Annotated in this window: 10 protein-coding genes; 6 read left to right on the plus strand and 4 right to left on the minus strand. The window is 69.6% G+C overall.

The annotated features are described in order from the left end of the window. Positions 1 to 107: 107 nt before the first annotated feature. Positions 108 to 251, minus strand: coding sequence for a hypothetical protein (locus FXF52_RS42245; RefSeq protein WP_187413986.1), 144 nt, complete (start codon positions 249 to 251; stop codon positions 108 to 110). A 364-nt stretch (positions 252 to 615) separates the two neighbouring features. Here FXF52_RS42245 and FXF52_RS39195 point away from each other — a divergent pair, with 364 nt between their 5' ends. Then, entirely contained in the window at positions 616 to 1,569 is a 954-nt protein-coding gene (locus FXF52_RS39195) for a hypothetical protein (RefSeq protein WP_148804713.1), read from the plus strand. Positions 1,570 to 1,929: 360 nt separating this feature from the next. Here the strand turns inward: FXF52_RS39195 and FXF52_RS39200 are convergent, their stop codons facing one another. Further along, the gene (locus FXF52_RS39200; protein ID WP_148804714.1) at positions 1,930 to 2,613 is read right to left on the minus strand and encodes a DUF3159 domain-containing protein; all 684 of its coding nucleotides are present in this window, start codon (positions 2,611 to 2,613) and stop codon (positions 1,930 to 1,932) included. An 87-nt stretch (positions 2,614 to 2,700) separates the two neighbouring features. Here FXF52_RS39200 and FXF52_RS39205 point away from each other — a divergent pair, with 87 nt between their 5' ends. Next, on the plus strand, positions 2,701 to 3,588 hold the full coding sequence (locus tag FXF52_RS39205) for a phosphatase PAP2 family protein (RefSeq protein WP_187413987.1): 888 nt from the start codon (positions 2,701 to 2,703) through the stop codon (positions 3,586 to 3,588). Position 3,589: 1 nt separating this feature from the next. Here the strand turns inward: FXF52_RS39205 and FXF52_RS39210 are convergent, their stop codons facing one another. After that, entirely contained in the window at positions 3,590 to 4,042 is a 453-nt protein-coding gene (locus FXF52_RS39210) for a YbhB/YbcL family Raf kinase inhibitor-like protein (RefSeq protein WP_148804716.1), read from the minus strand. Positions 4,043 to 4,150: 108 nt separating this feature from the next. Here FXF52_RS39210 and FXF52_RS39215 point away from each other — a divergent pair, with 108 nt between their 5' ends. The 3 genes from FXF52_RS39215 to FXF52_RS39225 all read left to right on the plus strand — a co-directional run bounded on the left by FXF52_RS39215 (position 4,151) and on the right by FXF52_RS39225 (position 6,580). Continuing rightward, positions 4,151 to 4,822 (plus strand): maleylpyruvate isomerase N-terminal domain-containing protein, encoded by a 672-nt coding sequence (locus tag FXF52_RS39215; protein ID WP_148804717.1) that lies wholly within the window; start codon positions 4,151 to 4,153, stop codon positions 4,820 to 4,822. 205 nt (positions 4,823 to 5,027) lie between these two features. Continuing rightward, entirely contained in the window at positions 5,028 to 5,516 is a 489-nt protein-coding gene (locus FXF52_RS39220) for a SigE family RNA polymerase sigma factor (protein ID WP_148804718.1), read from the plus strand. Continuing rightward, a complete protein-coding gene (locus tag FXF52_RS39225; protein ID WP_148804719.1) occupies positions 5,513 to 6,580 on the plus strand; it encodes a hypothetical protein in 1,068 nt (355 codons plus the stop codon). The genes FXF52_RS39220 and FXF52_RS39225 overlap by 4 nt, the downstream gene beginning before the upstream one ends. Positions 6,581 to 6,815: 235 nt before the next feature. On the opposite strand, the gene FXF52_RS39230 is transcribed toward FXF52_RS39225, so the two are convergent. After that, complete coding sequence (locus FXF52_RS39230) at positions 6,816 to 7,520, minus strand: hypothetical protein (protein ID WP_148804720.1); 705 nt, start codon at positions 7,518 to 7,520, stop codon at positions 6,816 to 6,818. Positions 7,521 to 8,679: 1,159 nt separating this feature from the next. Between FXF52_RS39230 and FXF52_RS39235 the strand changes: the two genes are divergently transcribed. Beyond that, a partial coding sequence (locus FXF52_RS39235) for a hypothetical protein (protein ID WP_187413988.1) occupies positions 8,680 to 8,958 on the plus strand: 279 nt, incomplete at its 3' end.

Raw genomic sequence — 8,958 nt, forward strand, 5'->3', positions numbered from 1 at the left:
ACGCTGCCACACCTCACTACGCACCCGACCCAACCGGCGGGCCTGCTCCACCAGGGCGGCGTACTTGCCCGGATTCAGCCGGGCCGAGTAGGAGATGCGGCTGACCTTCACCGATCATCCCCCACGGTCAGGTCCGCCCCTCTGAGTTCCTTCTCGTAGCGGCGCAGACCGTCCAGCCGGCCAGAGAAGGTGTGCACGGCCGAGCGGCCCACCCGCTTAGCAGACACGCCGATCCGATACACAGTACCCACAATAGTCCATTGTCGACAGCTCTAGAAAGGGAAGCAACCACCAGTCGCTGCTCCTCGGAATGACGGGCCGGCTGCGGCCGGGAGCGCTCCCAGCATAGGCCAGGCGCGACCGGCCGCATCCCGAGGGCGGACCACGGCGGGGCGCGCGGCCCGGCTGGTCGGGCGGCCGGAGATGGATGGGCGGGTTGTCGGTCGGGAGCGGACCAGCGGCGAGGCGGACAGCGAAGGAGACCGGCCCGGGGCTTCCCTGGGCGTCCCGCTAGCGCCGCCCCGATCACCCAGAGCCCGGTGCGCCGCGGGACCATCCGGTCGATATCGATCAGATACGATATGTCAACCGGTCGGTCATGAGGGGAAGTGACGTATGGGTCGTCGACGGAGGATCACCTGGCGGTATCTCGCCGCCGCGCTGCTGGCGCTGACGATGGGAGCGGTCGTCCTGCCGGCGCCCGCGCAGGCGGTGGACTACCCCGGCGGGCGGCGCATCTACAGCGTCGCGCTCGGGGCCATCCCCGCCGCCGGCGCGCCCGCCACCGGTCCGGTCTGGGTCCGGCTGGCGACCTACTATTTCTTCGGCAACGGCACGGTGACCGAGAGCTTCTGGTACTGGAACCGGGGCACCGTCGTCGGGGCCGCCGGCACGGGCGTCCGGACGACCGGCTGCGCCGGCCACGACTGCGAGGTGCGGACGGCCGCCGGGTTCCAGCCCGGTGGCGTCGTGAAGTCGCTGAGCGGCACGTACACCAACTCCGGTGACAGCATCACCATCACCTGGAGCGGAGACGTCCAGGAAACCTGGGCGGTCAGCCAGCCCGCCAGCGACCTGGCCCGGCTCGACTTCGTCGGCTCCAACTACGGGGTCACCGTCGGCTGGGGCTTCGGCAGTTCCGCCTCGAACGACGCGTACACGCCGGTCAGCAACATCCCGCTGGCCCAGTACACCGGCCGGTACGCCGGCTACAGCGGAAGCACCGGTGCCGCCGGCCCCAGCGGGATGGACCTCCGGTCGTTCGCTCGATGCAACGGGAACTGCATGAGCTGGCTCAGCCCCCCGACCGCCACCTGTTCGTCCTGCCCGAACGGCGCGACCTCCTCCCCGATCCGCTACTACCTCGCGGGAGCGGGCCGGCGGAACTTCTACGAGCACTGGTGCACCTGCCTGACGTCGAGCACCTGCTACACCGGTGGTTCGCACCGCAAGCCGCAGCTGCAGGTGATCGGCGACACTGGGACGTTCCACGGGTGGGTCGGCGTGGAGGCGTCCAACTCCACGGCGAACACTGGCTACTTCGCGGTGCACTTCCACGTGAACGTCTGACCGGCCGGGGGCGCCGCTTGGCTCAGGTCAGGGTGCGCGGGTCCAGGGTCTGCCAGGCGTCACGGGGTCGCGGTGCGCGCCCGCCTGGTCGAGCACCGTGGCCTACTGCGGCGAGGAGGTCACGTCGGCCCGCACAACGTGCGGCGTCGCCCGGTCGGCGGACGGGCTGAACACGGTCAGCCCGGGTGGGCCGGCCGTCCGGTGTGACGCAGCGGACGGACCGGCTCACCGTCCGCGCCCAAAGACGAAGTTGCCGCGAAAACACCCGGGAAAATCCGGCCGTCACGGGATCACACGACGGCCGTGGACGGAGTAACGTACTTCACCGGAGAGGCCGCTCCCCCCGTGGCGGCCTCTCTTCTAATGTTTCCGCCCGCGGTCCTCATCGGACGCTGTGACCGGGTGTCGCAGCCCCGGATGTCCGGGCGGCAGTGACCGCCGGATCACCACCCAGCTCACCGTCAGCACCGCCGCGATCAGCGGCCAGGTCAGCGCCACCCGGGCCACCACCAGCGCGACCACCTGGCCGCCGAGCCAGAGCGGCACGAAGACCGCCAACCGCAGCAGATAGGTCGCCGCCCACACCCAGCTGGCCCGGCCGTACGCCCGCAGCAGCGCCGGATCGCGGCGCCAGCGGGCACGCTGCCCGAGCGCCGCGCCGACCACCACGCCGAGCAGCGGCCAGCGCACCACGATGCTGACCATCCAGGCCAGCGCGCTGGCCGCGTTGGACACCAGCTGCAGCAGGAAGAAGTCGCTGGCCTGCCCGGTCCGCAGGGCGATCAGCGCGGCCACGCAGACGGCGAGCAGCCCGACCAGGACCGACCGGGGACGGTCCCCGCGCCGCAACCGCCAGCCGGCCACCGCCGCGCCGGCCACCAGCGCCGCCAGCACGCCGCCCCACAGCCCGGCGGCCAGCCAGCCCACCGCGAACGCGACCGGCGGCAGGGTCGCGTCGAGCGCTCCCCGCCGGCCGCCGAGCAGGTCCGCCAGGGACTCCGGCCGCTCCCGGGTCGGCCGCTCCCGCTCCGGCGTGCTGGTCACCCGCCACCCCCCTCTGATCGCCTCCTCAACCTAACTGGAGGCGCGACGGCCGCCCAACGAGCGTCGGAGGCGGCCGGCCGTTAAGTTGTGCGGGTGCGCAAGACGGCGAGGGGCGGGACCGCGGTCTGGTTGGTCGTGCTGGCCTTGGCACAGGCCGCCGCGTTCCTGTTGGTGTGGCGCTTCGCCGTGCACACCTCGTTGGGCCAGTGGATCGACACGGTCGCGTTGACCGGCAACCGGATTGGCCAGAGCCGCATTGACGAACCGGTCAACCGGATCCTCAACGCGATGTCGGTGGTGTCCCTGCTGGCGGCGACCGCGGTGATCGGCTTCATCGCGCTGATCCGCGGCCGCAAGACCCTCGCCGTCACCGCCACCCTGCTGATCGCCGGCGCCAACGTCAGCACCCAACTGCTCAAGCATTACCTGACCCGCCCCGACTTCGGCATCGACCCGGCGCGGGCGGCCGTCGGCAACAGCCTGCCCAGCGGCCACACGGCGGTGGCCGCGTCGGTGGCCGTCGCGCTGATCCTGGTGCTGCCGCCGAAGGCGCGGGTGCCGGGCGCGTTCCTCGGCGCCGGCTATGCGGCCGCCGCGGGAGTGGCCACCCTGTCCGCCGGCTGGCACCGGCCCAGCGACGCCGTCGCCGCGTACCTCCTGGTCGGGATCTGGGCGGCGGTCGCCGGCCTGGTGCTCCTCGTCTTCCAGCGGGAACGGGCGAAGATCTCGCTGGCTGACGCGCACCCGGCGGCCGTCGCCGTGCTCGGCCTGGGCGGTGCGCTCGCGCTCGTCGCGTCCGCGCTGGCCCTGCTCTGGCTGGCTCGCCTCTCCGACACCCCCGCCGACGAACTCACCCGCCGGCCCCTCTTTGTCGGGTACGCGGGCAGCGCGGCCGGCATCGCCGGGACGATCGCCGTGGTGGCGGCGCTGGTCCTCGCGTCGGTGCACCGCCTGGTGCCCCGGGTCAAGGGCTGAGTCAGCGGTAGTAGGTGCCGACCATGGTGCCGCTGGCGATCTCCTTGTCGGTCAGCGCCCGCTGCACGTCGGTGACCTGGGGTGCCTCCGGCAGCTCCAGCGGTCGCTCGAGGGCGTAGAGCCGGAAGAAGTAGCGGTGCGGGTCCGCGTGCTGGGGTGGGTGCGGGCCGCCCCACCCGGTGTTGCCGAAGCCGTTGGGCCACTCCCGGCCGCCCAGCGGCACGCCGCCCTCGGCGACCCCCTCCGACCGGGGCGAGATCCCGGTCACCAGCCAGTGCAGGAACGGAGTCTTCCCGGCGTCCGGGTCCTCCACGAACAGGACGAGCTCGCAGGCCGCGTCGGGGACCTGGGACCACTCCAGCGGCGGTGAGACGTTCCCGCCCTCCTGCGAGAAGCGTGCCGGTAGCAGGTCGTGGTCGTTGAAGGCGGTGCTCCGCAGCATGATGCCGGCCATCTTTCCGCGCCTCCTCTCCTCGTCCCGCGGCGCGTACCCGGCCGGTGGGCGACGAAACGGCGGGTGGCAGGCTGTTCAGGCAGGCGAGGCAGCCGACGGGGAGGGCGGATGGACTCCGTGCGCGAGGCGTTCCGGGACGAGTGCGGCCGGCTGGAGCAGGTGCTGCGCAGCCTCGACGAGGCCGACCTGGACCGGCCCACGCCCTGCCCGCCCTGGACGGTCCGCGACCTGCTGGCGCACGTGCGCACCGGCGCGGGACGCCTCGTCGACATGCTCGCCGCCCCGGCCCCCGAGCGGGCGGACGTGGACGCCGTCGGCTACTTCGGGGCCGCCAAGTTCACCCCGGAGGTGGACAGCGCCCGGATCGACAGCGCCCGGCGGGAGGCGCGCGAGCTGCCCGGCGTACCCGAGGTGGCGGACGGCTTCGCGCGGGCCTGGCGGGCCACCGACGCGGCGGTCGCGGTGCAGCCGCCCGGGCGGCTGGTGCGCACCCGGCACGGCGACGCGATGACGCTCACCGAGTTCCTGCGTACCCGGGTGGTGGAGGTCGGGGTGCACGGCCTGGACCTGGCCGACGCGCTCGACCGGCGGCCCTGGCTGACCCCGACGGCGGCGCAGGTGGTGGCCGACCTGCTCAGCGACGGCCGGCCGGTGCCGGACGGGCTCGGCTGGGATCCGCTGACCCTGGTCCGCAAGACCACCGGCCGGGTGCCGCTGACCGACCGCGAGCGGACCCTGGTCGACCGGTCCGGGTTCCGCTGGCTCTCCTTCGGCGGCTGACCGCCGACCGGACCACCGCCCGTCCCGCCAGCGTCCGTACGAGCCGTCATTAGGTCCGCTTGACGTGGCAGGCCGGGCGGCGGCCCCGCTCCCCGGCAGGGCGGGTCGACGGCAGACAGTGAGGATGGCGGCAAGGCGGTCAGTGGTCTGGCAGAAGCAACAGAATTGGCGACAGCTTCGTGTAGGAGGTGAGCAGGGAGGTCGGTTGACATTTGAGGAATTCGTCGCCGCGCGGTTGCCGGCGTTGGTGCGGCACGCGACCGTGCTGTCCGGCGACCCGCATGTGGCCGAAGATGTCGTGCAGGACGTACTCGTCAAGGCGCAGCCCAGGTGGACGCGGATCCGCACGCTCGACGTGCCTGAGTCCTACCTACGCAAGATGATCATTAATGAGCTGGTGTCGACCCGCCGGCGGGTGACCGCAAGGCTGCGGCGGGAACGCGTTCAACTTCCGGTTGAGGTTGAGGACCGCGCCGAGCAGGTCGTGCAGCGCGAAGCCCTCGTCCAACTGATCCGTGCTCTGCCGCCCCGGCAACGCATTGTGATCGCATTGCGCTATTTCGAAGATATGGCCGACGGCGACATTGCGGCGCTGATGGGCTGCAGCCTCGCCACGGTCCGCAGCCAGGCGTCGCGGGCACTCGCCCGGCTGCGACACGTCGCCACGCTTGAGCCGTCTCGGGAGGCACGATGATTGACAAGGAAGCGATCCGGGACGCGTTTGCGGCCATCGCCGACGAAGCGCCGTCGCCGGAGCGTATCCGGGCGACCCTGGCCGCGCGAGCGCGGCAACACAGGCAACGCCGCATGGTGCTGCGGGTCGCCGGTATCGGGGTGGCCGCAGCGAGTGTCGGGGCCACCGGAGCGGAAGTGTGGCGACTGTTGCAGCAACCCGACGCCCACTTTCCCGCGATGGGTGGCGGTCCGGGAGGCGGCTGGCTCGATGTCCCGCTGCGTCACCGGCCGGCGTGGCTGCCCCGCCAGTACGGGCAGGCCAACCGCACTGTGCTCGTGGCGGACGACCAGGCGGCCGTCGTGTCGCTGGAATGGCGGCCCGGTGGCTCGGCGTCCGACGGTCTCACCCCGACCGTCGGACTCACGATCGGTTGGCATGACGTCCTTGAGCCCAACCGGCCGACGGGGCGGCGGACGGAGACCGTTGACGTGAACGGCGTCGCCGGCCAGCTCGTTCAGACCGATGGCGAGCGGAGCAGCCCTTATGTCATCTGGAAGCCGCCCGGTCAGCCGCAGCTGATCGTGTCTGTAATGACCAACGATGATCTCGACGAGCAGCGGGCCATTGCCCTACGCGTCGCACGGTCGGTCCAGCCGGATCAACGGCACACATCGGTAGGCCCCCGCTTCGGCTGGCTGCCAGCCGACCTCGCCGCCTTGCCATGGATGTTTGTCCTGGGCCACGACGGTGCGAGCTGGGTGCAAAGCCTCTCGACCAAGGGCGCTGACGACAGTCGCCAACTTGACGTGTCGATAGGCCCCGACGTACACAAAGATCACATCAATCGGGACGTGGCTCAGCCGATCCAGGTGCGTGGGTTCCCCGGATGGCAGGTGCCCGACAACGGGCAGCTTTTCCTGACCCTGTCCGACGGGGTAGAGGTTTCTCTGCAACTGCTAAGCCCAGCCAGCGAGGACGGTATGTCCGGTCCGAACCCGAATACTGTTCCCGAGCTAGTTCGTATCGTTGAGGAGTTCGACTTCGGACCGTGGCCAGACATGACTTGGGTGGGCAGCAAGTAGGAACAGGCTGGAATCGGAGAGTGCCTCTCTCGTCGCCCTTGGCAAGCTCCAGGAGGTGGGTGACTAACCGGGTGGCGATCGGGACGGACGCCCGCGGACGCGCGGGGACCGCCATGGACGGTTCCAGCAGTTCAACGAGCATGAATCGGCAGGCCAGAGCCCCGTGTTGGTTGCTTGGGGGTCAAGGAGTCGCCGGGTTGACATCCAGTGAGCATCGGGACAGCGATGATTGCCCCTAGAAGTCGCTGCTAGATCCGCTGCTGCTGCTTGATCCGCTGCGACTAGACTCTCCAAATTCGTCATCGTCGTTCCAGCGGGATTCCGAGCCACCGAAACTCCACCCACTGTGCTCGTCACCCGATCCGGAGAACTTGTCCGCATCAGGGGCCGAGTAGTCGTTCGAAACCGGGGACGTGTCGGCTGGTGGTCCCGCAGCCGCAGGAGCGGATGTCGTGTCGGCTGGTGGTCCCGCAGCCGCAGGAGCGGATGTCGTGTCGGCTGGTGGTCCCGCAGCCGCCAACGACGTATCCTCCGGCTTCTTCTCGGCCGCCTTCTTCTCGCCTGGCTTTTGCCCGGCTGGCTTTTGCTCGCCCGGCTTTTGCTCGCCCGGCTTTTGTCCGCCCGGCTTTTGCTCGCCTGGCTTTTGTCCGCCTGGCTTTTGTCCGCCTAGCCTCTTCCTGGCCTCTATTTCCTCGGCCGCCCACTTGGCCGCTTTCTCCTTGACGGCTTTCTCCTCGGCCGCCTTCTTGGCGTCCGCTTTCTCCTTGGCCGCTTTCTCCTCGGCCGCCTTCTTGGCGTCCGCTTTCTCCTTGGCCGCTTTCTCCTCCGCCGCCCTCTTGGCGGCGTCCCTCTGCTCGACCTCCCTGCGCATTCTCTCGCTGGAGCCCTTAAACCCCTCTTGGAACGCTCCGGGTGGGAACAGAGGACCACGGTTCGACATACTGCAGATTTTAGACCCGGACACTGGAGCGCCGCGGCGAAATTCCGTGCCTGCAAAGAGGAAGCGCCGCGCCGGGTCCGGACTATCCGGATAGAGGCGCGGTAATCCTGCCAAAGATGATGCATGGTGACCAGTGCCCAAGGCTGCCGCAAGATCCGTCAGTTGGCACCGGTTCTACACCGCAGGTGCTGCCACCATCTGGCCGCCATCTGGACGCGCTGCCCTTTGGGGCGGTGGGGTGCGCGAGATCGATCAGGCACCAGGTTTCCTCCGGGGTCATCGTGCGCTGTTCTCGGATTTCGGGAACGAGCGGAAACGAAGGGGAACTTGGGCATTCGCTTCTGCTGTGGCGCGACCAGCCGAGCCGAGGCGACCGGAACCAATCGGGTAGCTACCAACCACCGGGGAAGCCACTGCCGGCCAGAAGCCTGTAACCGATGCACCCCACAACCAACAGTGCCAGTAGGGCGACAACGACTTGCACGCCTGGGCTTAGAGTTCGCCTGCGATACCTCGGGCGCTGGTAGCCCACGTTCTCGCGATCGGCGTAACTCGAGGACGGTGCCCCGCCCACCGACCTTGCAGCAGACTTGGCAGCCTCGGCTGCGTCCTCGCTTGTCGCTCCTTGCTGGGACGCCTGCACCGCAGCCTCAGTCGCGGCCCTTACCTGCGCCTCCCCGCCACCTATATGACGCCGCGCCCATGTCTCCCACTGGTTCCACAGATCGTCAGTCACGCGCCTCTCCCGCAGCTCATGTCCAGGTTGATCCTGGTCATGCACCAAGGGTCGCTGACTCTCGCTGGAAGATGTGCTGCTTCCAGAGATCCCATCCCCGTTGCTGATGCCACTGCTGCCGGGATTGCTGCTGCCACCTGTATCGCTACCTCGCCGACCAGCGACCGCGTCGCCGGCAATCCATAGATTCAGGACGCCACCCAGACGGGTTCGGCGTGCCCGATCCGTGCCCGATGGTGCGGTCAACACCGGCCTAGACGAGCGCCTCGGCATCGTGAGTGCGAACGCTCCGTGCACATCCACCGGGCACCGCGACTACGTGACGTGTAGATCAATCCGATTCCCAAGCTGAGGCTATGCACCTTCCAATCTGACGGTGAGGTGCGGCTCGACGTAGCCGCCGCTGTGGGAGACGATGCCGCCGTGAGCTTTGACCTCCTGGTCCTCGCGGCCGAACCTGCTGTTTCGCTCGACGTGGTGCGCGAGATGGTCGATCACTGCACCGGCCTGGCGCACCGAGACGGGGAGCTTGATCCGCGTATCGTCGCCTTCTACGAGGACCTGCGGGTGCGGTTCCCGGATCATCCGCCGTACGACCCGCAGTCTCCCTGGATGTCGGCACCCCTCGCTGTGGGCATCGACCACGTGAGTATGAGCATCAGCCACTCGCCCCGAGGCAGTGAGGCGGTGCGCGCCGTGTGC

The sequence above is a fragment of the Micromonospora sp. MP36 genome, from assembly GCF_008119785.1.
In the GTDB taxonomy this organism is placed as follows: domain Bacteria; phylum Actinomycetota; class Actinomycetes; order Mycobacteriales; family Micromonosporaceae; genus Micromonospora.